25 protein-coding genes are annotated in these 22138 nt (G+C 68.3%); 11 read left to right on the top strand and 14 right to left on the bottom strand.

Annotated features, from left to right (window positions below; all coding sequences use genetic code 11):
• Position 1: 1 nt before the first annotated feature.
• On the top strand, positions 2 to 589 hold the full coding sequence (locus tag A5701_RS09045; protein ID WP_067751425.1) for a TIGR03086 family metal-binding protein: 588 nt from the start codon (positions 2 to 4) through the stop codon (positions 587 to 589).
• A gap of 228 nt (positions 590 to 817) precedes the next feature.
• Here A5701_RS09045 and A5701_RS09040 read toward each other — a convergent pair whose 3' ends face one another.
• Positions 818 to 1210, bottom strand: coding sequence for a hypothetical protein (locus A5701_RS09040; RefSeq protein ID WP_067751424.1), 393 nt, complete (start codon positions 1208 to 1210; stop codon positions 818 to 820).
• Positions 1211 to 1359: 149 nt separating this feature from the next.
• On the opposite strand from A5701_RS09040, the gene A5701_RS09035 reads away from it, so the two are divergent.
• Complete coding sequence (locus tag A5701_RS09035) at positions 1360 to 2535, top strand: thiolase family protein (protein ID WP_067751442.1); 1176 nt, start codon at positions 1360 to 1362, stop codon at positions 2533 to 2535.
• A 100-nt stretch (positions 2536 to 2635) separates the two neighbouring features.
• Here the strand turns inward: A5701_RS09035 and A5701_RS09030 are convergent, their stop codons facing one another.
• A complete protein-coding gene (locus tag A5701_RS09030; RefSeq protein WP_082969703.1) occupies positions 2636 to 3190 on the bottom strand; it encodes a hypothetical protein in 555 nt (184 codons plus the stop codon).
• A 163-nt stretch (positions 3191 to 3353) separates the two neighbouring features.
• Here A5701_RS09030 and A5701_RS09025 point away from each other — a divergent pair, with 163 nt between their 5' ends.
• Positions 3354 to 4097: a 3'(2'),5'-bisphosphate nucleotidase CysQ gene (locus A5701_RS09025; protein WP_067751421.1), complete on the top strand. Its 744-nt coding sequence runs from the start codon at positions 3354 to 3356 to the stop codon at positions 4095 to 4097.
• Between the two features lie 109 nt (positions 4098 to 4206).
• Here A5701_RS09025 and A5701_RS09020 read toward each other — a convergent pair whose 3' ends face one another.
• Positions 4207 to 5112 carry a haloalkane dehalogenase gene (locus A5701_RS09020; RefSeq protein ID WP_067751419.1) on the bottom strand — a complete coding sequence of 302 codons (906 nt, stop codon included), beginning with the start codon at positions 5110 to 5112 and terminating at the stop codon, positions 4207 to 4209.
• A 114-nt stretch (positions 5113 to 5226) separates the two neighbouring features.
• Between A5701_RS09020 and A5701_RS09015 the strand changes: the two genes are divergently transcribed.
• Positions 5227 to 5955, top strand: a complete 729-nt coding sequence (locus tag A5701_RS09015) for a DUF2652 domain-containing protein (RefSeq protein ID WP_067751416.1) — start codon at positions 5227 to 5229, stop codon at positions 5953 to 5955.
• Here A5701_RS09015 and A5701_RS09010 read toward each other — a convergent pair.
• Together A5701_RS09010 and A5701_RS09005 are read right to left on the bottom strand one after the other, a co-directional pair.
• The gene (locus A5701_RS09010) at positions 5952 to 7094 is read right to left on the bottom strand and encodes a MalY/PatB family protein (RefSeq protein ID WP_369807401.1); all 1143 of its coding nucleotides are present in this window, start codon (positions 7092 to 7094) and stop codon (positions 5952 to 5954) included. The genes A5701_RS09015 and A5701_RS09010 overlap by 4 nt on opposite strands.
• Before the next feature lie 66 nt (positions 7095 to 7160).
• Complete coding sequence (locus tag A5701_RS09005; RefSeq protein ID WP_067751403.1) at positions 7161 to 8255, bottom strand: dihydrodipicolinate reductase; 1095 nt, start codon at positions 8253 to 8255, stop codon at positions 7161 to 7163.
• 279 nt (positions 8256 to 8534) lie between these two features.
• Here A5701_RS09005 and A5701_RS09000 point away from each other — a divergent pair, with 279 nt between their 5' ends.
• Positions 8535 to 9509: an LLM class flavin-dependent oxidoreductase gene (locus A5701_RS09000; protein WP_067751400.1), complete on the top strand. Its 975-nt coding sequence runs from the start codon at positions 8535 to 8537 to the stop codon at positions 9507 to 9509.
• Between the two features lie 86 nt (positions 9510 to 9595).
• On the opposite strand, the gene A5701_RS08995 is transcribed toward A5701_RS09000, so the two are convergent.
• Complete coding sequence (locus A5701_RS08995) at positions 9596 to 10381, bottom strand: spirocyclase AveC family protein (RefSeq protein ID WP_067751397.1); 786 nt, start codon at positions 10379 to 10381, stop codon at positions 9596 to 9598.
• A 191-nt stretch (positions 10382 to 10572) separates the two neighbouring features.
• Between A5701_RS08995 and A5701_RS08990 the strand changes: the two genes are divergently transcribed.
• The gene (locus A5701_RS08990) at positions 10573 to 11226 is read left to right on the top strand and encodes a TetR/AcrR family transcriptional regulator (protein WP_067751394.1); all 654 of its coding nucleotides are present in this window, start codon (positions 10573 to 10575) and stop codon (positions 11224 to 11226) included.
• Between the two features lie 16 nt (positions 11227 to 11242).
• Positions 11243 to 12445 (top strand): cytochrome P450, encoded by a 1203-nt coding sequence (locus tag A5701_RS08985; RefSeq protein ID WP_067751391.1) that lies wholly within the window; start codon positions 11243 to 11245, stop codon positions 12443 to 12445.
• 85 nt (positions 12446 to 12530) lie between these two features.
• Here the strand turns inward: A5701_RS08985 and A5701_RS08980 are convergent, their stop codons facing one another.
• The 6 genes from A5701_RS08980 to A5701_RS08955 form a co-directional block, all read right to left on the bottom strand.
• Positions 12531 to 13517, bottom strand: a complete 987-nt coding sequence (locus tag A5701_RS08980) for an alpha/beta fold hydrolase (RefSeq protein WP_067751438.1) — start codon at positions 13515 to 13517, stop codon at positions 12531 to 12533.
• An 83-nt stretch (positions 13518 to 13600) separates the two neighbouring features.
• Positions 13601 to 14095, bottom strand: a complete 495-nt coding sequence (locus A5701_RS08975; protein ID WP_067751390.1) for a lipoprotein LpqH — start codon at positions 14093 to 14095, stop codon at positions 13601 to 13603.
• A gap of 83 nt (positions 14096 to 14178) precedes the next feature.
• Positions 14179 to 14910: a hypothetical protein gene (locus A5701_RS08970; protein WP_067751434.1), complete on the bottom strand. Its 732-nt coding sequence runs from the start codon at positions 14908 to 14910 to the stop codon at positions 14179 to 14181.
• Complete coding sequence (locus A5701_RS08965; protein ID WP_067751387.1) at positions 14910 to 15779, bottom strand: LLM class F420-dependent oxidoreductase; 870 nt, start codon at positions 15777 to 15779, stop codon at positions 14910 to 14912. The genes A5701_RS08970 and A5701_RS08965 overlap by 1 nt, the downstream gene beginning before the upstream one ends.
• Entirely contained in the window at positions 15776 to 16558 is a 783-nt protein-coding gene (locus A5701_RS08960) for an SDR family NAD(P)-dependent oxidoreductase (RefSeq protein ID WP_067751385.1), read from the bottom strand. Before A5701_RS08960 ends, A5701_RS08965 begins: the two co-directional genes overlap by 4 nt.
• Positions 16559 to 16565: 7 nt before the next feature.
• The gene (locus tag A5701_RS08955; protein ID WP_067751382.1) at positions 16566 to 17363 is read right to left on the bottom strand and encodes an alpha/beta hydrolase; all 798 of its coding nucleotides are present in this window, start codon (positions 17361 to 17363) and stop codon (positions 16566 to 16568) included.
• A 126-nt stretch (positions 17364 to 17489) separates the two neighbouring features.
• Here A5701_RS08955 and A5701_RS27335 point away from each other — a divergent pair, with 126 nt between their 5' ends.
• Positions 17490 to 18341 (top strand): 5'-methylthioadenosine/S-adenosylhomocysteine nucleosidase, encoded by an 852-nt coding sequence (locus A5701_RS27335; protein ID WP_231972794.1) that lies wholly within the window; start codon positions 17490 to 17492, stop codon positions 18339 to 18341.
• A 3-nt stretch (positions 18342 to 18344) separates the two neighbouring features.
• Here A5701_RS27335 and A5701_RS08945 read toward each other — a convergent pair whose 3' ends face one another.
• Entirely contained in the window at positions 18345 to 19196 is an 852-nt protein-coding gene (locus A5701_RS08945; protein WP_067751379.1) for a sulfurtransferase, read from the bottom strand.
• 78 nt (positions 19197 to 19274) lie between these two features.
• Between A5701_RS08945 and A5701_RS08940 the strand changes: the two genes are divergently transcribed.
• The 3 genes from A5701_RS08940 (at position 19275) to A5701_RS08930 (ending at position 20938) form a co-directional block, all read left to right on the top strand.
• Positions 19275 to 19742: a hypothetical protein gene (locus A5701_RS08940; RefSeq protein WP_231968972.1), complete on the top strand. Its 468-nt coding sequence runs from the start codon at positions 19275 to 19277 to the stop codon at positions 19740 to 19742.
• A 76-nt stretch (positions 19743 to 19818) separates the two neighbouring features.
• A complete protein-coding gene (locus A5701_RS08935; RefSeq protein ID WP_067751378.1) occupies positions 19819 to 20250 on the top strand; it encodes a hypothetical protein in 432 nt (143 codons plus the stop codon).
• Positions 20234 to 20938, top strand: coding sequence for a TetR/AcrR family transcriptional regulator (locus A5701_RS08930; protein WP_067751377.1), 705 nt, complete (start codon positions 20234 to 20236; stop codon positions 20936 to 20938). The genes A5701_RS08935 and A5701_RS08930 overlap by 17 nt, the downstream gene beginning before the upstream one ends.
• Here A5701_RS08930 and A5701_RS08925 read toward each other — a convergent pair whose 3' ends face one another.
• Positions 20939 to 22081, bottom strand: coding sequence for a glycosyltransferase (locus tag A5701_RS08925; RefSeq protein WP_067751370.1), 1143 nt, complete (start codon positions 22079 to 22081; stop codon positions 20939 to 20941).
• Between the last annotated feature and the right edge of the window lie 57 nt (positions 22082 to 22138).

Raw genomic sequence — 22138 nt, 5'->3', positions numbered from 1 at the left:
CATGAACGACACGAACTCCCGGATCGGCGTGCTGGCCACCGAGGCAATCGATCTGCTCATCGCCGCCGTCGACCAGGTTTCCCCGGAGCGCTGGGATCAGCCGTCCAATCTCGAGGGCTGGAGCCTGCGCGAGCTGGTCGGGCACGTCACGGGCAGCGCGGCGAAAGTGGTGACCCTGGTCGAGGACGGTGAGCTCTGGGACCGCCCGTCGCAGCCTGCCGACTGGATATGCGATGACCCGAGCCAGCGGCTGCGCGAGCTGGCGGCGCGGCTGCGGGCCGGGTTGCCCGGCGCCGACCTCGACGGACCGCGGAGGTCGCCCGAAGGTGAGGTTCCGTTGCGGCGGGCGCTGACGTATCCGGTGTCCGACCTGGCCATGCACGCCTGGGACATCCAACGGTCGCAAGGGCGGCTGATCGAGCTGCCCGCGGACCTGCTGGGGCTGTGCCGCGGGTTGGTGGAGTCGCTGCCCGAGCACCTGTTGCGGCGGCCGGGCGGCTTCGGGCCGGCCCAGCCCGCACCGGATGACGCGACGCCGACCGCGCGACTGATGGCTTTCCTGGGCCGCTCGGTCGACATCGGTGGCTGAGTCCGCCTGCGGCACAGGCGCTTTGCGGAGCGTCCCGTGGTCGGGCCAGTCGCAGAGGCAGCACCAGCCCCCGCGCCGGCAGACGCACGGGTTGCCCGCCTCGGAGCGACAACGTGGGCGATGAGGCCGCCGCCCAGCCCAACGAACGCATTGTCGCTGAGAGGCGGGCACGTCGGGCATCCCCGCACCCAGCGACGGCTGTGGCGCATGTGACGAAGATGGGTGCCCTCAGCTGTTGCGGCTGATCTTGAGTGCGGTGGTGATCATGGGGATCTGCAGGGGCAACCGGGCCAGGGCGACGATCCGCATCGGCCAGGGCTTGTCCCACCACAGCCGGCACATGTTGACGTTGGCCGGAAACACGCCGACGAACAACACGGCGGCCGCGAGCGCGGCCAGTCGCCGCGTGCGTCGCGGCAGCAACGCCGCTCCGATGCCCACCTCGGCCACCCCGGACGCATAGGTGTAGAAGCGGGCGCTGCCCGGGAGCTCGGCCGGGACGATCGTGTCGAACGGTTTGGGCGCCACGAAGTGCAGCGTCCCCACGCCCAGGAGCATCGCCGCGACGCGATACGCGGTGAGCTCGGTGGTGTCACGCACGGCGACTGGTCTGGTTGTCATCGACCCATTGTGTCCTGTCACGCGCGGTCGGTATCGGGATGGCGGAAACTCAGGCCGTTTACTATTGGCCATACGGTATTTGTTACGATTCGCGTCATCTGCTGACACCCGCGCTGCCGACCGCAGCCAGACCGTTCGAGGTTGAGAACATGGCCAAACCCGTCATTGTCGGAGCGGTTCGGACGGCGATCGGCCGCTCCTTCAAGGGCACGCTCGTCAACACGCCACCCGAGACGCTGATCACCACGGTGCTTCCGGAGGTCGTGCGCCGCTCCGGCGTCGACCCGTCCGCCATCGACGACATCATCTTCGCTGAATCCCATTACGGGGGCGGGGATTTGGCGAGGTATGCCGCCACCGCCACGGGGATGGAGGACATTCCCGGCCAGTCGGTGAACCGGCACTGTGCGGGCAGCCTGACCGCCATCGGCAACGCGGCGGCGCAGATCGGTTCCGGGATGGAACGCGTGCTGATCGCCGGCGGCGTGCAGTCGTTGTCGATGACGCCGCTGACCAACTGGCGGATCCCCGGCCCGGAGCTCAAGTTCGAGGAGCGCTGGATGCCGCCGACGCACGTCGAGACGCCGGACGCGCCCGCCAAGGACATGTCGATCACCGTGGGCTGGAACACCGCCCAGGCGGTCGGGATCACGCGCGAGGAGATGGACGCCTGGGCGGCCCGCTCACATCAGCGCGCCATCGCGGCCATGGACGCGGGCAAGTTCGTCGACGAGATCATTCCGCTGAAGGTCACCCAGTTCGACGGTTCGGTCACCGAGTTCTCCGTGGACGAGCATCCCCGCCGGGACACCACCGTCGAAAAGCTCGCCGCGCTCAAAGTGCTGCACCCCGAGATCGAGGGGTTCTCGATCACGGCCGGCAACAGCAGCGGCACCAATGACGCCGCCGCGGCGGTGGCTCTCGTGGACCGCGACTACGCCGCGGCCGAAAACCTCAATGTCATGGGCGCGGTCCGGGCGTGGGCGGCCGCGGGCGTCGCCCCCCGCGACACCGGGCTGGGGGCCGTCAAGGTCATCGGCAAAGTGCTGCAGCGGGCCGGGCTGTCGGTCGACGACGTCGCGCTGTGGGAGATCAACGAGGCGTTCGCCTCGGTGCCGATCGCGGCGTGCCGCGAGTACGGCATCGACGAGGAGAAGGTGAACTTCTCCGGCAGCGGCTGCAGCCTCGGCCACCCCATCGCGGCCTCGGGCGCGCGCATGGTGACCACGCTGGTCTACGAGCTGGCCCGCCGTGGCGGCGGCATCGGCGTCGCGGCCATGTGCGCGGGTGGTGGCCAGGGCGGCGCCGTGGTGATCGAGGTCTAGCGGCGATCGCGAGCGCGGCGGAGCCGGGTGATGGGGGCACCTCCCGCTTGCGGGGGACGGGTCGCCGCCGTCGGTTCAGCGGCGATCGCGAGCGCGGCGATCAGTTGCAGTACGTGTAGCCGATGAATTGCGTTCCGCGCGTGTCGCCGCTCGAGTAGTTGGCGAAGTGCACCGCCGGTTCCCCGTTGTACTGGGTGTTCATCTTCTGCACGGTCGGCGGGGGAACACCTTTGGGAAAGGCCAGGATCATGTCGGCGAAGATGTTCAAGCCGACCTGGCAGATGGCCTCGCGCCGCGGCGGCTGTGGATTCCACGCGTGGACGATTACGGGTTCGGTGAGTTCATACCCGGCCGCGCAATTCGGATCGCAGACCTTGAACACGGCCGTGCCACTGCCGTCGGCGCCCTGTTGGCCCCACGAACTCCACGACATGTCTTGCAGCGCAACGGCGACGCTCGCGCAGCCCAGCACGTTGAGCCGCTTAGGCCGTTCGACGGGCGGAACGGACAGGTTGTAGCAGCCCGGGATCGCGAAGCTCTGCGGCGGTGCCGGCTGGGCGGTGGGTGGCTTGACGCCCTGGTCACCCTGGGTCAGCTTCAGCACCACGAAGATGAGGATGCCGCCCAGCGCGACCGCCGACACGGTCCCGATCACGACCAGACGCCCCCGCGTACTGCGCCCCAGACGACCCAACAAAGGAACGTTGCCCCCGCTCACGATCAACAGATTACGGCCGGAACATTCCGCGAGGGGTGGTGCCCGCCGGCGCCGCGATGGCAGGGTAAAGTTGGTCAACACTGCCAACTTAAGGATTGTGATGGCCTTGCAGCTGACGGATGACCACGAACTGGCCGCGCGGTTGGCCACCGAGGCTGGACGGCTGTTGCTCACGGTCCGGGAAGAGTTCGCAGACGCGGAAGCGGGCGAGCGGAAAGCCGCGGGCGACAAGCGATCCCATGACTTTCTGATGGAGGCGCTGGCGGGCGAGCGGCCCGACGACGCGGTGCTGTCCGAGGAGGGCGCCGACGACCCGGTCCGGCTGCGCTCGGAGCGGGTGTGGATCGTCGATCCGCTTGACGGGACGCGGGAATTCTCCGAGCTCGGGCGCGACGACTGGGCGGTCCACGTCGCGCTGTGGGAGGCCGGTGAGCTCGTCGCCGGGGCGGTGGCGCTGCCGGCGCAGGGGATCACCCTGGCCACCCCCGAGGTGGCCTGGCCCCCCGCCGCGCCGGGCAAGCCGCGCATCGTGGTGTCGCGCACCCGGCCCCCGGCCGTTGCGCTGACCGTCCGCGACGCGCTGGACGGGGTGCTGGTCGAAATGGGTTCTGCCGGGGCCAAAGTGGCATCGATCGTCCAGGGCTTGTCGGATGTGTACGTGCACGCCGGCGGCCAATTCGAATGGGACTCGGCCGCGCCGGTGGCCGTGGCAAGAGCGGCCGGCCTGCATACCTCCCGCATCGACGGGTCCGCCCTCGCCTACAACCGGTCGGACCCGAAATTGCCTGATTTGGTGGTCTGCCGGCCCGAGTTGGCGGAAGCCGTGCTGGCCGTCACGGGCTGATCGTCGCACCGGTGAGGTCGAGGGCGATGTCGACGAGCATGTCCTCCTGGCCAGCGAGCAGAGTGGTCATGCGGGGCGTCGTGCGGCTCGTCAGTACCCGCTGACGCCGTCAGCGCAGCGCTTGCTGCCAGGACAGAATGCGTTCGGCCAGTTCGGGTCCGGAGTCTTCCTGGATGAAATGACTGGCGTTGATGCGGGCGTGCGGCTGGCCCGCGGCGCCGGGGATGTGCTTGATGAGGGGACGGTCAGCTTTGCCGAGGATCGGATCGCGGGCCCCGAAAATGGCGAGGCAGGGTTTCTCCCATTGGCCCAGGGCCTTCCACGCGGCCCTGTTGGCGGGGATCGCCGGATCGTCCGGTGAGGTCGGCACCAACTGCGGGAAGGCCCGGGCACCGGCCTGATACGTCTTGTCGGGAAACGGCGCGTCATACCCAGCCCTGACCCTGGCGGAAACCCGGCGCACGGTCCCCACCGCAACGATGCGGCCAGCGGGCAACACGGGGGAGTAGCGCGCGAACGCGCGCCAGGCGTAGAAGGCGGGCGGGGTGGGTCGCTCCGCGGTCGGCAGGAAGCCGTTGGCCACCACGAGCCGTGCGATGCGGTCACCCTGTTCGGCGGCGATGCGCAGCCCGATCAGCGATCCCCAGTCCTGCACGAACAGCGTCACGTCCTTGAGGTTCAGCCGTTCGAACCACGACGTCACCCATTCGACGTGCCGTTGATAGGTGTAATCCTCGATCCGGCCGGGCTTGTCGGAGCGGCCGAAACCGATCAGGTCGGGCGCGAGCACGCGGTTCCCGGCGTCGGCCAGCGGCTGGATCATCGTCCGGTACAGGTAGCTCCAGGTGGGCTCCCCGTGCAGCAGCACGATCGGCGGCCCGTCGGCGGGGCCCTCGTCCAGAAAGTGCATGCGCAGCGGCTGGGTGTCGCTTGCCGCGACGTCAACGTAGTTCGCTACGAACGGATAGCCCTCCAGGTTTTCGAATCGGGAGTCCGGGGTTCGTAGCACATGCATATTCAGCTCCTCCGGTGGGCGGGCGCCTCTGCAAGCCTCTCGCGACAACGCGAGTTCGTCTAGTGGGAGATTTCATTGGGCTAGACGTCGTGTGGACATTAAACTGGCTTGTTCATGGCGATTCGGCGCGCGGTCCTCGTCATCGCGGACATCAGCGGTTACACCCACTACATGCAATGGAACCGAACGCACCTAGCCCATGCGCAGTTGACGGTGGCGGGCCTGCTGGAGTCGGTGATCGACGCAGGCAGGGGGCTGAAGCTGGCGAAGCTCGAGGGTGACGCCGCCTTCTTCTGGGCGCCCGACGGCGACGCCAAAGTGCTGGTGTGTGACCGGCTGTCCCGGATGCGGGAGGCGTTCATCGCGCGGCGCGAGCGCTTCAAGAAGGACCTCGCCTGCGAGTGCGCGAGTTGCGCGCAGTTGGATAACCTCTCGCTGAAATTCGTGGTCCATCAGGGTGAGGTGGCCGAACAACGGGTGAAGCGCCACGTGGAGCTCGCCGGCTTCGACGTCATCCTGGTGCATCGCATGCTGAAAAACATGGTCCCCGTGGTCGAATACGTGCTGATGACCGATTCCGTCGCGGCCTGCCTCGACGAATCGGTGCGCTCCCAGTGCAAATCGCTGACCCACATCTTCGACGACATCGGGGAGACGCCGACGCACTACATCGACCTCGCGACCTCGCAGGTTTCCCTCGCACAGCCCGAGTCCGGCTTCTTTCGGCGGTTCGGGGCGACGATGAAACTCGAGCTGAGCTCGCTGCCGTTCGTGCTTGGCTTGAAGGAGCCTGCCGAGGGCTTCCGCAACCTGGGCCGCGGCGCCGAGGAGATCCCCGCCTAGCGGGCGTCGGCGAGCGCCCGGCCCATCCGCGACACGGCCTCGGTCAGGATGGCCCGCGAGGTCGCGAAGTTCAATCGGACATGGCCGGCGCCGCCGGTTCCGAAGACGTGGCCGGAACTGAGCGCCACCCGAGCGTGGTCGAGGAACCACCGGGCGGCCCCGGACAGGTCGGCGACCACCGCCAGACCCGCGGCGGATTCTTCGACGAATCCGAGCTTCCGGCAATCCAGCCAGGCGAGGTAAGTCCCTTGCGGCCATTGGCATTTCACGCCCGGCAGGTGCTGGGTGACCAGATCGCCGAGCAGCGTTCGGTTTTCATCCAGGCCGCGCAGCAGTGCGTCGAGCCAATCGTCGCCGGTTCGGAACGCTTCGGCGTGGGCGATGACGCCGAAGTGGCTCGGCCCGTGGCTGACCTCCTCGGGCATCCGGTGCAGGTCCGCGACCGCCTCCGGTCCGGCGATGGCCAGCGCCGCCTTGAGGCCGGACAGGTTCCAGGCCTTGGAGGCGGACATCAGGGCGAAGGCGTTCTCGGCTCCGGGCACCGTCAGGAATGGGGTGAACCGGGCGCCGGGCAAGACGACGGGCGAGTGAATCTCGTCCGACACCACCCGGACATCGAACCGGCGGGCCAGCTCGGCGACCGCGCCGAGTTCGTCGGCCGTGTGCACCGTCCCGGTGGGGTTGTGCGGATTGCACAACAGGTACGCCGCCCTGCCGCCCCCCGCGCGGGCGCGCGCGAAGGCTTCCGCCAACACGTCCAGATCGATCCGGCCCCCGGCGCCCAGCGGCGCCTCGACGATCCTGCGGCCGTCGTGCGACACGAACGCGTAGAACGGCGCATACACCGGCGGGTTGACGATGACGGCATCGCCACGGCCCGTGACCAAGCGCAGCACCTCGACGGCACCGAGCATGACGTCCGGGACGATCGCCGTGCGGCCGACCTCCAGGTCGTGCCATTGCCAACGGCGCGAGGCGAATTCGCTGACCGCTTCGGCGAACGCGGTGCCGCACGGGTATCCGGTGTCACCGATGTCGATGACCCGCCGCAGGGCGTCGGCCACCGTCGGGGCGAGGTTGACGTCCATCTCGGCGACCCACAGCGGCAGCACGTCGTCCGGGTGCGCGCGCCACTTCATGCTGGTGCGCTCCCGGAGCTGTGGCAGCGTGAGTTCCTCGAGTGGGTTAAACGTCACTCGGGCAGACTAAGTGGCGAACGCGTGCTTTGGAATCGTGAGGGGCAGGTCGACCGAACTCAGCAGCCCGGGTTCTGCGGCAACGACATACGGCACGGCGTTGACCACGCGCATGGCGGTCGCGACCATGGCGCCGGCGCCCGACGTCATCCCCGCCACCCCGGCCTTGCGCGGGTCTTTGAGCGTCGCCGCCAAGGTGCAATCGATGTCGGGGTCGCCGCTGATCAGCACCCGATAGGACAGGTCCCCGATGCCGGTCGGCCAGTCCGGGGCGACGTCGTGGGCCAGCCGGGTGACGTGCTCGATGACGATGGCCTCGCGGCCGTTGACCACGCCGATCGCCCGCATGCGCAGCGCGCCACAGGTCCCCGCCTCGACGGTGCCCATGGCGACCTCCAGCGTCCGGTCGGTGACCGCGCGGTCGAAATATTCGCGGACCTCCTGCACCTCGACGCCGAGTGCGTCGGCGACCAACCGGATCTGTCCCTGCCATTCGCCGGCGATCGCCCCCGGAAACCCGATCCACGGCTGGTAGTCGAGCGGCCGGCCGAAACCCAATGCGTCGCTCATGATGTCGGGGACGCCGTAGTCGTCGTACAGACCGATCTCGAATGCGTGGATCTTCTCGATGGACGACGACTGGGTGGACAACACCAGCGGCAGGTAGTCGGCGGCGAAGCCGGGTTCGATCCCCGACGCGTACAGCGAAACCTGGCCGTGCTTGGCCGCGGCCACCAGCTGGTCGCGCCATTCCGCGGGTTCGTAGGCGTGCGGGTTGACCAGCCGCGTGGTGCTGGTCGTGACGACGTTGATGCCGGCCTCGAGTAGCCGGACGTAGTCGGGGATGGCCAGCGCGTCGCGCTCCGGGCCGCTGGCGGCGTAGATGACGCAATCGGGCTTCAGCGCGATCAGTGCGTCCGCGTCGGTGGTGGCGGTCAGACCGATCGGCTCGCCGTTGGCGAGTTCGCCGGCGTCCTTGCCGTCCTTCTCCGGCGAGTGCACCCACACACCGACCAAGTCCAGGTTTGGGCGACGCTGAATGGTCCGGATGGCGATCGACCCGATGCCGCCCGTCGCCCACACCACCACGCGGTGAGCCGTCATGCCGTCCTCCTCGTGGCGGGTGTGTGGTGAAAGCTGAGGCGGCCGTTGCCCTTACGCCGGCGGCCGGCTGCTATCGCTCAACGTTCGATTCGGAAGCTAACAGCGCGGGGCCGCGCGGTCAAGGGTTTAAGAGAGCGCACACTATCTTAAAGAACAAATCTTAGGTTACGCTGCCCCGGCCTACTCAGTTCGGTGGGCATCGCGGTCATGCTCCGCTTTACGCCTTCGACTAGACGTGTAACGTACGTCGCAACGGATTCGGCCAGCGAGGAGTTTGCCGTGTACACACTGCGCTTCGATATGCGTGCCCCGTCGTGGGGGGCTCCACCCGCCGCGCTGTACGCCGCGGTGCCCGAAATGTGTGCCTGGGCCGAGGAACACGGTGCTCTGGCCGCTGTCCTGTGCGAGCACCACGGCTCGGAGGACGGCTATTTGCCGTCGCCGCTGATGCTGGCGCCGGCCATCGCGGCGCGCACCGAGCGGTTGCCGATGAACCTGATCCTGATTCTGCCGTTCTACGACCCGGTGCGGTTGGCCGAGGACATGACGGTCCTCGACCTCGTCAGCGGCGGTCGCGCGTCGTACACGCTTGCCCTCGGGTACCGGCCCGAGGAGTTCGAGCACTTCGGGCTGGAAATCCGCAAGCGCGGCCGGCTCGCGGACGAAAAGCTGGGACTGTTGCGCCGGCTGCTCGCGGGCGAAACGGTTGACGACGGCGGCCGCCGGATCGCGGTGACACCGGCGCCACTCACCGAGGGCGGTCCGTCGATGATGTGGGGCGGGGGAACGTTGGCCGCCGCGCGTCGGGCCGGCAGGTACGGACTGGGCATGCTCGGCAACGCCAACGCCACGGGCATGCAGGAGGCCTACGAGGAGGCGTGCCGCGAACACGGCCATACACCGGGGCCGACGATGTTTCCCAGCCGCGACACCCCTTCGGTGGTGTTCGTCGCCGACGACGTGGACCAGGCGTGGAAGGAGATCGGCGATCACCTGTTGCACGACGTGCGCACCTACGCCGCCTGGAATCCAGGGGACGAGACGACGGCCGGTTTCTCCCACGTGGACACCGTCGACCAGCTGCGCGAGACGGGGAAGTCGCACGTGATTATCTCTGTGCCAGAAGCTGTTTCGCGAGTCCGTGCCGGGCAGGTGCTCAACCTGTCGCCGCTGTGCGGCGGGCTGCCGCCCGAGATCGCGTGGCAGTATCTGAAGCGCGTGGGCGACGTCGTGCTTCCCGAGGCGCTTGGCTGACTTCCCCGAGCCGGATCCGAACGTCGAGTTGTTGAGCCGAATTCGCGCATTTCGGCCCGACAACCCCACGCTGGGCGCGCGGATTTCTATGCGGGTTGGTTCGGCACGCCCGGGAACAGCTGTTCCGTCGGCCCCGCCGTCACCCACCCGCCCAGCTTCGTCACCAGGTGCGGCGCGAAAACCGCGCCGTAGAGCAGGTTGCCGATGACGATCACGGCGGCGACGGACAGCAGCGAAGATGCGAGGCGGCTCTTCGACCGGTTGGCGGCCCACATCTCGATGACGTTGCGTCCCTGCGAGTCGGTGCGGCCGAGCAGATAGGTGAAGACCATCATCTGGATCGCCATCGCGAGGGAGTCGTAGAGCGGGTACTGATGCACGGTCCCCTCGCGGATGGCCAGCCCCGGAATCACCCTGCCGTAATAGAACACGCCGAGCTTGGCGCCCAGGAACCCGTTGAAGAAGAGCGCCCAGCAGAAGCCGACGATCAGTCCCACCACCAAAAGGGTTGGCGGCCTTCGCCACCCAAACCGCGCGCTCAGCCACCGCCCGAGCGCCGTGCCCGTCACAGCCGGCAGCACGAAGTAGGAGATGTAGCCGACCGGAACGAACAGGGGCAGCCCGCCCCACGTCACGTTCAGCGGCCACCAGGATGGCATGCGCGGGATGGCCGGCGGGAACTGCGCGTACATCGCCCAGTCGTATGGCGCCTCGATCCACGAGAACGAGATCGCCGAGATGCACAGCAGCAGGAGCGGGTGCAGGCGGCGCCGGCGAACGCTCAAGAACACGCCGAGCGCGGTGAACGTGATGCCGCCGACGAGGGCAAAGTCGCTGGCCGCCTTCATCACGGGCGTCATCTGGGAGCTCACCGGTCGTTCCCCGGGGTCCGGCGTGCCTGCGGGTCGAAGCGCAGCACCAGCCCGAAGATCAGGGCGATCAACCCGAACAACGTGCCCAGCATGATCACGGCGCCCACGCTCGCACCCCTTTCAACGCTCGACTCTTTAGATAGTGCACACTATCCTAAAGGCAGTCAACCACCCGGACAGGAGCGACAACCGTGCCCCAGCGGCCACCCACGAAGCGCGGCGCGTCGGCCGCGGCGTCGCGCCGGCCCCGAGGCGCACCGCGGGGGTTGCTGCTCGACGCGGCGCGGGCCCGCTTCGCCCGCCAGGACTACCGAAGCACGACGACGCGTGAAATCGCCCAGGCCGCAGGGGTTACCGAGCACCTGCTGTTTCGGCACTTCGGTTCGAAGGCGGCGCTGTTCCGGGAGGCGCTCGTCCTGCCCTTCACCACCTTCGTCGACGAGTTCGGCAAGACCTGGCAGTCGGTGGTCCCGGAGGAGACCGACGAGAAGGAGTTGGCGCGACACTTCGTCGGGCAGCTCTACGACGTGTTCGTCGAACACCAGGGCCTGCTGTTGACGCTGATGGCCTCGGAGGCGCTGAGTGAGGAGGAGAAGGCCGACGCCGGCATCGCGGAGATCAGGCAGGCGATCCGGGCGCTCGGTCAGATCAGCGCCGAGGGCATGCACCTGCGGGGCCTGCGGTCCGACCATCCCGACCTGCCCGCCCACTCGACCGTCGCGATGATCGCCGGCATGGCCGCGTTGCGGTCCACCTATTTCGGCGCCAGGCCGCCGTCGCGAGAGGTGATCGTCGAAGAACTGGTTCAGGCAATCCTGCACGGCTTCCTGCACCGAAACGACTGAGCGAAGGGATTCCAGAATGTCAGGCACCAGCGTGGTCGACTTGTACTACGACCCGTTCGATTCCGACATCGACGACAACCCGTACCCGGTGTGGAAGCGCATGCGCGACGAAGCGCCGCTCTACTACAACGAGAAATACAACTTCTACGCGCTGAGCCGCTACGAGGACGTGGCGCGCGAACTGCCGAACTGGCAAACGTACCGCTCCGGTCGCGGAACCACGGCCGACATCCTGTTCGCCAATATCGAAGTGCCCCCGGGAATTCTGTTGTTCGAGGATCCGCCGCTGCACGACCTGCACCGCCGCCTGCTGTCGCGGGTGTTCACGCCGCGGCGCATGCTGGCCGTCGAGGACCTGGTGCGCGGATTCTGTGTGCGGGAGCTGGATCCGCTGGTCGGCGCCGGCGGCTTCGATTTCATCGCCGACCTCGGGGCGATGATGCCGATGCGGACGATCGGGTACCTGCTGGGCATCCCCGAACAGGACCAGGAGAAGATTCGCGATCGCGGCGGGGCGTACATCGAGTTGTCTGACGAGCGCGACCCCGCCGCGGTGAATGCGAAGCTTTTCGAGGAGAGCATCGCCCTGTTCGCCGAGTACATCGAGTGGCGCGCCGATCACCCGTCAGACGATCTGATGACCGATCTGCTGCGGGCCGAGGTCGACGAGCCCGACGGCACGCGGCGGCCGTTGTCGCGAACCGAGGTGCTGGCCTACACGGCCATGATCGCCGGCGCGGGGAACGAGACGACCGCGCGGCTGATCGGCTACATGGGGCAGCTGCTGTCGGATCATCCGGATCAGCGCCGCGAACTGGTGGCGAACCCGGCGCTGATTCCCGGCGCGGTCGAGGAGACCCTGCGCTACGAACCGCCGTCGCCGGTGCAGGCCCGGTACGTCGCCCGGGACGCCGAACTCTACGGCACCGTCGTGCCCGAAGGCTCATACATGTTGCTGCTCAACGGTTCCGCCAACCGTGACGATCGCCACTTCGACGACCCGGATCGCTACGACATCCACCGCCAGGGCGCCCACCTGAGCTTCGGGCAGGGCCTGCACTTCTGCCTGGGCTCTGCGCTGGCCCGGATGGAAGGCCGGGTAGCTCTCGAAGAGGTCCTCAAGCGCTGGCCCGACTGGGAGGTCGACTACGCCAACGCCCAGCGGGCGCACACCGCGAGTGTGCGCGGCTGGGCGCGGCTGCCCGTCGTCACGGGCTGAAGCGCTGGTCTCTCCGGTGCGAGTGCGCGGCCAGCCGCACACTCGAGCTCGAACGTGCGGCTAGGCGCACACTCGGGGGGCGAAGTTAAGCGCTTTGGTCGATCAGCACCGCGCCGTCGGGCTCGTTGCCGAGCGTCTGCAGCGGGATGTCCCCGCCCCGGGCGGTGAGACGGACGATCTCGGCGAGCGGGCCGGGGGCGTCGCATTGCAGGTAGTGGTCGGCGCCGGGCACCACCCAGTAGCGGTTGCGGCCGGGCTTGGTCTTCAGATACGTCTGCCACACATGGTTGGGAACGCGCAGCGGCGCGACGTTATCGTGCAACCCCCATACCACGGTGGTGTTGATCGGGCTCTTGGAAAGCGCTTCCAGCCAACCGGTTTCGTCAGCGGCGCGCTCGTTGAGGTATTGAATGGTGTCGGGCAGCACGCGGATTCCGTCGTTGTGCGCGAAGCACTTAGCCAACGCGGCGATCTCGGGGTCGTCCAGCGTTCGCCGCGGCATGAAGGTGCTGGCGCCCATTCCGGCGGCCAGCATGTCCGGCGTCGTCGCCGCCGCGGTTTGCCGCCCGGTCGCGGGATCGAGCAACGCGGTCTGGAAGACGGTGAGGTTCGACAGCGGCAGGTAGATGTTGGCATTCGTCACGATGAGGTCGACCGGTACGGCCGGCGGATCGAGGGCCGCCAGCATCTCCACGGCGATCATGCCGACGCTGCTGCCGCGGTCATGGGTGAGCATGCGGTAGTCGGTGAGGTTCCACACCTGGGTGATCGCGTACACGAGCAGACGCGCGTCGTCGTAGAGCGAATACACGTACGGCTCAGCCGGTTTGTCGGACAGGCCGTAGCCCGGGAAGTCCAGCAGGTAGATGTCGAACTCCGAGCCCAGCTCGCGCGCCAGCGCGAAGAAGTCGATGCTCGACGTCGGGAAGCCGTGCACGAGCACCAGCGCGGGCGCGCCGGGTGTGCCGCAACGGCGGCTGAACACCGCGACCTCGTGCCCGTCGTTGGCGGCGGTGGTCGACCGCCAGCGCAGCTCCGTGCCGCCGCTTTGCCACTCCGCGAAGATGTCCAAGCTGCCAGCATCGCAGAGGCGGTCGCGGTAGACAACCACTCCGCTTGCGGAAGGGGACGAAGACCGGGTCCGCCGCGCCGCGCTCACGGGCAGGTCACGTGCACCCCGAAAGTCACCGGGCGCGTGCCGCTTTGGCCCGGGGTCGACGCCTCGCCGGTCCCGGTGATCGTGTAACTCTTGCCCTGCTTGGTCGCCTGGACCTGGGTTGCCGACTTGGTGGCCTGATAGGGGAGTTGGTACTGGCCGCCGGACAGCGTGAGCGAGAGCGCGAATCCGTCGACCATGGGCGGGTTCTCGTCCGAGACGGCCAGCGAGACCGACGCCGTGTCGTCGTGCACGCCGATCCGGGTGGTGAGATCCCCCGATTCCGGGGGAGACGCGTTCGGTTGCGCCGCCGAACTGCTGCATTCGACCCGCGCGGTCATCGTGTGCTTGTTCCCGTCGATCATGACGGTCGTGGTGACCGCAGCGGGAGTCGAACTCGGGGTCGGTGCGGGATGGCTTTCCTTGCCGGAACAGCCGGACATCCCGGCCGCCAGCGCGATTCCGGCGGCCACGAAGACGTACCGATTCGTCATCTCACCTCCTTTGCAGCCAGGACTATAGGGCCTCTTCATTGCGGGAAGGTCTCTTTTCCCTGGCGACCAGTCAACCGATGGGTTTATCGCCAGGCTTCCCAATTGACCATGCTGCGGAGCGGTCCGGCGAACGAGGGCCGCACGGCACCCGATCGCCACCGGTCCTCGATGCTGGGCGCCAATGCGGCGGTGGTGGTCAGCGGGTCGGCGTCGAGGTAGACGACGGTGATGTACTGGAACTCCGTGCGCCACCCTCGCGGTAGGTGGCTCCAGCCGGTGCTCGACCCGAAGGTCCACGCGCCGGCCGTGCCCGGCGTGGCGAGCAGCGCCGGATGGTGCTCGGCGTGCAGCCATTGCAGCCAGTCGTCCGGGCGGCGCCCGTCGACGGGTTCTTCGACGATGAGGACGACGCCGCGGTGCGGCCGAAACGGCACCACCTCCGCGGAGATGAGCGCATGCGGTGCAGATTGCCACTGCAGCAGGCGAAGCCCGGCGACTTGCAGCGACGGCCGGACGACGGGGAACCGGCCGTTTTCGCGCAACGCGCGGCCGAGCGTGACGAAGTCGTCAAAGGTCTGCTCGACGGGGTCACCGACCAGGTAGTGCACCGCGTTGGCGATCTCGGCCAAGGGGCCGTTTCCGGCCAGGCGGTGCTGCGGGTAGTCGCCGTCGGCGATCCAACGCAACCCGTACACGATCCCGGGTAGCTGATACTGCTCCGGCATGTGATCCAGCAGGTGCCAACGCAGGTAGCTGCCGTCGTCGTCGGCCGGCGCGGCGGCGGTGAGGCTGAATACGCCTGCCCGGACGCGTATCACGCGGAGCCGCCGGGATCATGCAGCTCGGCGAGCGCCTGCAATTGGTCCAGGTAATGCTGCAGCGAGGTGTGCCGGAAGACGGCGGGCACGATCGTGGCGCCGTGTGCGGCGGCTTCCCCGATGGCGTCGCGGGTGCGCTGCGGCTCGTTGATCGGGTCCAGCGGTGCCGGTGGGGGCAGGACGATCTCGAATCCCGGACGAAGCTCGATGCGGCCCAACCAGTCTCGCGCCTGTGGCAGTCCCACGCTGAAGGGCGCCCAGCCGTCGGCCAGCGTCGCGGCGCGGCGCAGCGATCGCAACGTGCGGCCGCCCACCCAGATCGGGACATGCTGCTGCACCGCGCACGGGTCCACGACCATGCCGTCGAAGGCGTAGAACTCGCCACGGTAGGTGGGTTCCGGGACCGACAGCGACGCGCGCAGCGCCTTGAGGGCGTCGTCACCGCGCGGCCCGCGGTCGTCAAAGGGCGCGCCGAGAAGGTCGAACTCTTCTTTGAGGCTGCCCACTCCGACGCCGAGGATGAGCCTGCCGTCGCTGACTTTGTCCAAAGTGCCGTAACGCTTGGCGATCTCGAGCGGATGGTGGTACCCGAGCACCAGGACGTTGGTGGCCAACCGGATTCGCCGGGTGCACGCGGCCAGGTAGCCGAATGTGGCCAGCGGATCCCAGTAGCGGGCGCCGCGGCGGCCCATCTCGGCCGCGGGCAGCGCGATGTGCTCGCTGCAGGTCAGGTGGTGGTAGCCGAGCCGATCCGCCGTCTCGGCGATGCGGGCCAGCTCCTCGATGGAGGCGTGTTTCTCCCAGTCGCCGCTGGCCTTGGGAAACATGGTCACCACGGGCGTGGCCACCGAGAGTTGTGGGCTCATCCCTGCATGTACCCTCCGGCATCGACCGGGATCGATTGGCCGGTGATGGTGCGGCTTTCGTCGCTGGCCAGGAACAACGCCAGGTTGGCGACATCCTCGGTGGTGGAGATATCCTGCAGCGCAACTCCTTTGAGCGCCTTCGCGCGCTGGGCGGCGACGTCCACCCCCTGCTCGTCGGCGGTGCGTTGCACCCACCGACGCCATAGCTCGGTGTCGATGGCCCCGGGGACGATGCAATTGCACCGGATGCCGTGTGGCCCAACCTCCAGCGCCACCGCCTTGGTGAAGGCCCGCAGCGACGCCTTGGCGGTGACGTAGTGGCTCTTGCGGACGACGCCGGAATAGCCTGCCGTGGAGGAGAAGTTGAGGATCACGCCGCGACGGCGCGCCAGCATCGACTGGTTGAGTACTTCCCGGGTGCACAGCATCGCCGCGGTGACGTCGATGGCGATCGTGGCGTTCCAGTTGTCCAGGGTCTGCTCCCAGATCCACCGGTCCTCTCCGGGCGCGGCGGCGTTGTTGCACAGGATGTCGACATGGCCGAATTCGTCGACGGCCCGCGCCACCATGGCCGCGACGGCACGCTCGTCGGTGACGTCGGCGCGCATCGCGATGGCTCCGGGCCCGGCCGCGCGGGCGGCCTCGCGCACGAGCTCTTCGCGCCGCGCGGCCAACAGCACCCGGGCGCCCTCCCGCACGAACACCGAACCGAGCACGGGTCCCAGGCCGGTGCTCGCCCCGGTGATGATCGCGACCTTCCCGTCGAGCCGGCCCCTCATGGAGCAGTCATCGTGCGGGCACCCGTGTTTCGAGCCACGCGTGGATACGTTCGGCGACGGCGAGCCACCCTGGGTCGAGCATCATGTCGTGGCTCATCTTAGGGAAGATTTCGGCCTCGGTGTGGTAGGCGGCCGCCGTTTCCCGCACTTCCCGCGGTGTGAAGCAGACGTCGTCCTGGGCCCCGAGCACGAGCAGTGGGGTGGTGACCAGCCGCGGCCTGGGCAGGTCGTGCCACAGCATGTCGATCGCGATCTTCAGGGCGTACTCCTCGCAGAGTTTTTCGGTATAGCGCGCCACGTCGGCTTCGGAATGCGACCGGGAGAAGAAGGTTTCGCGGGCCAATTCCGGTGTGGCGCCGACACCCCGCAGCGACTTGGTCATCGCCAGGCCGCTGGCTGTGTACCACGGGTGTCGCTTCAATCGGCGGGCCAAGAATCCCAGGATGCCGCTCGGGGGCGCGGAGGCGAGCAGCACGGCGGCGGCCGCGTCGTGCGATTCCAGATACTTCTGCACCACGAAGCCGCCCAGCGAGTGGCCGACCACCACCGGCCGTTCGGGCAGGCCGTCGGCGACGGCGGCAACGTCGGCAACGAAGTCGGCGATCGAGCAGAGCCGCATCGATTTGGGCGCCGGGCTCTTTCCGTGACCGCGCAGGCTGACGGCCAGCGCTCGGTGGCCCTTGTCCGCGAAGAACTCCAGGAAATGCTCGTCCCAACACCAGGCGCCATGCCAGGCGCCGTGCACGAACAGCACCGGCGGCTTGTGGGATTCGCCGCCCGGCCTTCTCTCGATCACTTCGAGCATGAGCGTGACTCCTCGTCGGGCCGCGCCCCCCGGTTTGGCTGCAGTGCCGCTGAGACTAGCCGCTGACGTGGCCATGGCGGACCGGAATCGGCGAAGCCACGGGGTCTGGTGGCGTTTACTGGTGCGGTGGGTGTAGATGGCGAAAGACGCATGCTGGTGCTGTCGGCCTTTCCGGCCGAAGCCGACGCGGTGCTGTCGCACACCACGCTCGATCCCGATCCGGTGGCGATCGTCGACCGCAGGCATTTCTACCTCGGCTCGATCGCGGGCCGAAACGTGGTCGTGGCGATGACCGGCATCGGCCTGGTGAACGCCGTCGACACGACCGAGGCCGCCTTGACCCGATTCGCGATTGGCGCGGTGGTGTTTTCGGGCGTCGCCGGCGGGGCGGCGCGGACCAAAATCGCGGATGTGGCCATACCGGCGCGCTGGACACTGGACAACGGCAACACGTTTCGACCCGTCGACCCCACCATGCTGGCGACGGCCGAAACGCTCTGCGTCGCATTGGAAAGCGTCGCCGGCCGGATCGATCTGCGGCGCCGGCCGCAGGTCGTGGTCGGCGGCGACGGATACAGCTGGGACAACAACAACGGCGTGGCGTTCCCCTGCATCCCGAACGGCGGGGACGTTTTTGGGTGCCAACCGCGCAGCGCGCCCGACCGGTCATACCGATACACCGGCAACTTCCGCCCGGCGGCGCGACGGTGGGTGCGAAGCGCCCTGATAAGCAACCTCAACATCGTGTCGGCGGCGGACCCGGCCTTCGACGCGACCGACATGGAGACCGCGGCCGCCCAAACGGTGGCCGACGAGCACGGTGTCCCGTTCCTCGGCATCCGCGGCATCACGGATGGGCCGGGTGACCCGCTTCACCTGCCGGGCTTTCCGTTTCAGTTCTTCTGCTACAAGCGGATCGCGGCCGACAACGCCGCCCGGGTGACCGCCGCCTTCCTGCAAAGTTGGGGCGGCGCCTGACCCTCAGGCGGGGCCGACCGCCACCGCGCGCCCCGGATCCGAACACCACTCGGACCACGACCCGGGAAACAGCGCCGCGTTCAAGCCCACCGCCGCCAGCGCCGCGACCGTGACGCTGGCCGTCACGCCCGAACCGCAGTAGGCGCCCAACGCACCGTCACGGATTCCGCGCTCGGCGAGCAGCTGGGTGAGTGCATCACCGGCGATGAACGTGCCGTCGGCGGCGAGGAGGGCGGTGCTCGGCAGGTTCAAGGCGCCGGGGATGTGCCCGGCCGCGGGGTCCAGCGGTTCGACCTCACCGCGGAAGCGTTCGGGCGCCCGCGCGTCGAGCAACGTCACGACACCGGCGCCCGCTTGCTCGGCGGTCAGGGACGGTCGGTTCCCGGCGCGCAGATCGTCATGCGGCACAGTCACATTCCCGGGTTGCGGTGTGACGGGCCCGGTTTCGAGGCTCCGACCCGACGCTCGCCAGGCGGCCAGGCCGCCGTCCAGGATGCGGACGTCCGGCAGGCCGGCCGCCGTCAACACCCACCACGCGCGCGCCGAACCGGCGCGATTCCAGTCGTCGTAGACCACCACCGGCGAGTCCTGCCGGACACCCCAGCGGCGCGCCGCTGCCTGCAAATTGCTGCCCGACGGCAGCGGGTGGCGGCCGCGACCGGCGACCGAGTGGTCGCTGAGCTCGTCCTCGAGGGACGCATACACCGCGCCTGGTAGGTGTCCCTCCAGATAGGCGGGCCGTCCGTCGGGCTCGTCGAGCCGCCAGCGCACGTCGACGATGGCCACCGGGGCGCCCGACTCGATGAGGCCGGCCAACTCGGTGGCCGTGATCAAAACCTGGTCCCGCGGTTCCACCGATTCAGCCTAGCGGCCTCGCTCAGCAAAGCGGTGGCGTAGCGTCCTGCTCAGTAGGACCGCAGATGGAGCAATGTCATGGCGCGCATCAGTTACCAAGTCACCGGGTGCCTTGCGCTCGCGTCGGCGCTGCTGACGGCCACGCCCGCGCAGGCGATCCCGAACACTCACTGCGCCCTGACGACACCCGTGCAGGAGGTGCAGCATGTGTCCCAGCTGCCCCCGGAACTGCTCAAGCTCCTACCGCCCATCGCCGACGTCGGCGCGCCCTTCAACGCGACGGACTCGGTCAGCGATCCGACCTTGCCGTTCCGCCGGCTGATCCGCGCCGGCAGTCACGGTGCGGACTGGTTCGTCTGGTACGAGCACGGCGGCGTCGGATACTCCTGGCAGGCGGTGGTCGCGCGCGTGGTGCCGGGCGGCGATCCGCAGGTATTGGCCGACGCCGGAACGATTTCCGACACTCTGTGCAGGCTCACCGACGGTGCCTTCACCGGCGCGGTTCCGCCTTACCCGCCCGGATCGTGGGCGGCCTCCGACTTCTGAAGAATCCGACCGACCGTTGGTCTGGCATACCGACCACCGGTCGGTTATTCTCGGTGCAAGCCAGGGAGGTGGCGCAATGAGCGCATCCGAGCAATCGCAGACCCGGACCCGCATGTTCGCCCGCGTGTTGGGCCCCTACATGTCGATCGTGCCGACCACGATCGCAATCCGCGGTTCATACATGCAGGAACTATTCACCGAGTTCAAGGCAAATCCCATGTGGCCGTGGCTGTATGGAGCCATCCTGTTGATGGGCGGCATTTTCATCATTGCCTTTCACCAATATTGGCGCGGTCTGGCGGCGATCGTCGTGTCGGCCGTGGGCTGGTTCTTCTTCATCCGTGGTCTGCTGTTGCTGACGCTGCCGCGGGCCTACGACGCGGCCGGCAACGCCATCTACAGTTCGGGCGCGACTGCGGCGCTATGGGTGTTGTTCATCTTCCTCGCCTCCGTCGGGCTATACCTGACGTACGTCGGCTGGAAGCCCGAGAGTGCCTCGGGTAGTTAAGCATCCCGACGTCCGTCGCGCGGATCTGCTCGATCGGGCGGCGGTGCTGTTTCTGCGTGACGGATATGACAACGTCAGCCTAAACGATCTGATCGCCGACGCGGGCGTCTCCAAAGGTGCCTTCTACCATTGGTTTCCATCGAAGGACGCGTTGATCGCGGCCTTGGCCGAGCGCAGCGCGCGGGCCGCGTTCGCCGGGGTCGAGGATGCGGTCGCCGGGTGTGGCGGCGACGCGCTGGATCGGCTGAACGCTTTGCTGCGGGCCGGGTTTGACGTCAAGATGCAGATGAATGTGTCGGAGCAGCTGGCCGCGATGGCGTCATTGCTGCGACCGGACAACGCCCACCTCTACGCACGGATAACAGCGGTCGACGAAGCGCTGGTCCTGCCCCTTCTGACGCGCCTGATCGAGGAGGGGGTCGCCGACGGTGTCTTCGACACCTTCGATCCCGAGGGCGTCGCCGACATGATCTACGGCCTTGCCGCGCGCACGAATTCCACCATCGTCGCGGTGTTGCAGGCGCCCGACGAATCCGCCCGGGAGCGTGCGATCGACAGCATGACAAAACGATTCAGACTGCACGGCCTGGCCATCGACCGCATCCTCGGGCTGCCCGACGGAAGCGTCACCACGCTCGCGCGAACACAGGTCGAAGCGCTGGTTGCCGCGCTGCCGAGAACCTATTAGCTACGCGGTGTGTTCGGCGTCGCCGGGGTCGTCGAGCGTCGGCGCCCCCAACGACGCCAGCATGCCCGTCGCCGCCCGATGCCAGGTGAAGTCCTCGGCGCGGCGTCGAGCCGAGACGCGGCGGTGGTGCTCCGGGCGGCTGGTGACCGCCCTGACCGCCCGCGCGATGGCGGCCGGGTGGTTGTCCGCCGAGGCGCCGCTGTCCGCGGTGATGATCTCGGTGAGCGCCGAGGTGCGCGAGACGACGGCCGGCGTCCCGCAGGCCAGCGACTCCAGCGCGGCCAGCCCGAACGTCTCGTGCGGCCCGGGAGCCAGCGTCACGTCGGCGGACGCCAGCAGCCCGGCCACCGTGTGCCGATCGGAGACGAAACCGGTGAAGTCCACCGGCAGCCGCGCGGCCTGGCGTTCCAGCCTGGCCCGCAACGGACCCTCACCCACGACGACGAGTCGGGCATCGACCCCGGCGTGGCGCAACTCGCCGACGGTGTCGATGCTGCGGTCGACGCGCTTTTCCACCGACAGCCGACCGCAGTGGACGAGCAGCAGCTGGGTCGGCGCGGCCCAGCGGCGCCGCAGCAGGTACGAGTGCCGGCGCGGGTGGAAGGTCTGCAGGTCCACGCCCAACGGGACGGTCACGGTGTTCGTCGCGCCGATGCGGTCGAATTCCTCACGCGCGAAACCGGTGGTGCACACCACGGCGTCGTAATCGGCGGCGGTGCGCGCGTTGGCCAGATCGGCGAACTTCACCGCCGCGCGATGCGGAAGTATCTGTCCCACAAGGCGATCCAGCCGCTCGTGGGAGATCATCACCGTCGTGGCACCGTGGTCGCGGCCCCATCGGCCCAGTGACCGCAGCGTGAGCCGGTCGGACACCTCTAACGCGTCGGGCCGCAGGGCCTCCAGGAGAGCCTTGACCGGCCCGGGCATCACGGCGCGGTAGCCGCCGGTGAGCGGAATCAGCCGAGCGGGCAAAGTGATTCGGACCACACCGGTGCGCAGCTGGCTGCGTCCGGCGCGCTGGCCGGGAACGATCAGGAAGACCTCGTGGCCGCCGGCGCAATATTCGGCGCCCAACCGATCGACCGCCGTGCGAAGGCCGCCGGAGCGAGGGCCGTAGAAGTTGGCGACCTGTACAACACGCATAACGTGAGGACACGCGGTGCGCGTGTGCACTCAACAATGTGGACTTGACGCTGGCCT

Source organism: Mycobacterium sp. E3305, from assembly GCF_001666785.1.
Taxonomy (GTDB): Bacteria; Actinomycetota; Actinomycetes; order Mycobacteriales; family Mycobacteriaceae; genus Mycobacterium.
This window is presented reverse-complemented; position numbering and strand designations above follow the sequence as displayed.

Bases quoted from the DNA above. Each gene is read 5' to 3' on its own strand.
- A5701_RS08985 (WP_067751391.1), top strand. From the start codon at position 11,243: ATGTCAGGCACCAGCGTGGTCGACTTGTACTACGACCCGTTCGATTCC.
- A5701_RS08925 (WP_067751370.1), bottom strand. From the start codon at position 22,081: ATGCGTGTTGTACAGGTCGCCAACTTCTACGGCCCTCGCTCCGGCGGC.
- A5701_RS09035 (WP_067751442.1), top strand. From the start codon at position 1,360: ATGGCCAAACCCGTCATTGTCGGAGCGGTTCGGACGGCGATCGGCCGC.
- A5701_RS08955 (WP_067751382.1), bottom strand. From the start codon at position 17,363: ATGCTCGAAGTGATCGAGAGAAGGCCGGGCGGCGAATCCCACAAGCCG.
- A5701_RS08935 (WP_067751378.1), top strand. From the start codon at position 19,819: ATGAGCGCATCCGAGCAATCGCAGACCCGGACCCGCATGTTCGCCCGC.
- A5701_RS08975 (WP_067751390.1), bottom strand. From the start codon at position 14,095: ATGACGAATCGGTACGTCTTCGTGGCCGCCGGAATCGCGCTGGCGGCC.
- A5701_RS09015 (WP_067751416.1), top strand. From the start codon at position 5,227: ATGGCGATTCGGCGCGCGGTCCTCGTCATCGCGGACATCAGCGGTTAC.
- A5701_RS09010 (WP_369807401.1), bottom strand. From the start codon at position 7,094: ATGAAGTGGCGCGCGCACCCGGACGACGTGCTGCCGCTGTGGGTCGCC.
- A5701_RS09005 (WP_067751403.1), bottom strand. From the start codon at position 8,255: ATGACGGCTCACCGCGTGGTGGTGTGGGCGACGGGCGGCATCGGGTCG.
- A5701_RS09045 (WP_067751425.1), top strand. From the start codon at position 2: ATGAACGACACGAACTCCCGGATCGGCGTGCTGGCCACCGAGGCAATC.
- A5701_RS09025 (WP_067751421.1), top strand. From the start codon at position 3,354: ATGGCCTTGCAGCTGACGGATGACCACGAACTGGCCGCGCGGTTGGCC.
- A5701_RS08965 (WP_067751387.1), bottom strand. From the start codon at position 15,779: ATGAGCCCACAACTCTCGGTGGCCACGCCCGTGGTGACCATGTTTCCC.
- A5701_RS08960 (WP_067751385.1), bottom strand. From the start codon at position 16,558: ATGAGGGGCCGGCTCGACGGGAAGGTCGCGATCATCACCGGGGCGAGC.
- A5701_RS09020 (WP_067751419.1), bottom strand. From the start codon at position 5,112: ATGCATGTGCTACGAACCCCGGACTCCCGATTCGAAAACCTGGAGGGC.
- A5701_RS08940 (WP_231968972.1), top strand. From the start codon at position 19,275: ATGGCGCGCATCAGTTACCAAGTCACCGGGTGCCTTGCGCTCGCGTCG.
- A5701_RS09040 (WP_067751424.1), bottom strand. From the start codon at position 1,210: ATGACAACCAGACCAGTCGCCGTGCGTGACACCACCGAGCTCACCGCG.